The sequence below is a fragment of the Caldovatus aquaticus genome (assembly GCF_019458025.1).
GTDB lineage: Bacteria > Pseudomonadota > Alphaproteobacteria > Acetobacterales > Acetobacteraceae > Caldovatus > Caldovatus aquaticus.
Genome location: NZ_JAHZUY010000136.1, coordinates 1 through 844, shown reverse-complemented (window position 1 = coordinate 844; position 844 = coordinate 1). Strand labels below are relative to the sequence as shown.

General features: G+C 73.5%; 2 protein-coding genes. One reads left to right on the top strand and one right to left on the bottom strand.

Annotated elements, in window-relative coordinates; translation table 11 throughout:
• The coding region (locus K1J50_RS19700) for a transposase (protein ID WP_408869384.1) at positions 1-312 on the bottom strand (312 nt) is incomplete at its 3' end.
• On the opposite strand from K1J50_RS19700, the gene K1J50_RS19695 reads away from it, so the two are divergent.
• Entirely contained in the window at positions 266-394 is a 129-nt protein-coding gene (locus tag K1J50_RS19695; protein WP_255575475.1) for a hypothetical protein, read from the top strand. The genes K1J50_RS19700 and K1J50_RS19695 overlap by 47 nt on opposite strands.
• The last annotated feature ends 450 nt before the right edge of the window (positions 395-844 follow it).

The window sequence follows — 844 nt, the reverse complement described above, 5'->3', positions numbered from 1 at the left end:
GCGGACGGCCGATGCCCGCCCCCATCGCCCGCGGCAACGCGACGCGCGCGCGGGTGCGCAGTCTGGTCGAGCATGTCTTCGCCGCCGAGAAGCGCCGCATGGGCCTCGTCGCGCGGTGCATCGGCCTGGCGCGCGCCACGGCGCCTGATCCTCAACGACGCGAACCGGTACCAGCGTGGGCGGGACCTTCAGCTCGGTCCGCTCCAGGCCCGGCATCGCCCCCTCGCGGGCCTGACGCCGCCACGCGAACAGCAGGCTGCGGCTCATGCCGTGGCGGTCGGCAACGCCCGCCACCGAGGCGCCGGGGCGCATCGCCTCCTCGACCAGCGCCAGCTTCTGCTCCGTCGTCCAGCGCCGCCGCCGCTGCCCCACGCTGATCGCCTCGCCCCGCTGACCGTCCGGCAACGCCCATACCCCTGCGCGTAAGGGCGACAACCGACATCCGCGCCGCCCGGCAGCCGCGCAGGTCAGCCGACCAGCACCGCCCGCCGCAAGGCAGTCGAGGGAAGACGCTTGCGGTTCACCGTCGAGGCCCGCGGCTACGACGCCTACGGCCTGGCGATCCTGCGCAAGCTGATCCAGGATGTGTCCCGATGAGTGACGACGTCCTCAAGGCGCTCGACCTGCTGCGCGCGCACGCCCAGGGGCGCATCCCGCTGCCCCCCCGCGGTCGAGCACTACCTGCGTGACCTGCTGTTCATCGAGCGGGTGTCGGGGGTGGAGCGCCCCCAGTTCGACCGGACACCCGGCGCAACCTGAGGGCCTAGGTGTGAGCCTAGGCGTGCGCCTATGTCGAAGCCCGTCGAGCGTGTCGAAGTCGTCACCGGCCGGGAGCGCCGGAGGC

What these genes read in the sequence shown, in the direction of transcription:
- K1J50_RS19695 (WP_255575475.1), top strand. Translation starts at nt 266, where the DNA reads ATGCCGTGGCGGTCGGCAACGCCCGCCACCGAGGCGCCGGGGCGCATC.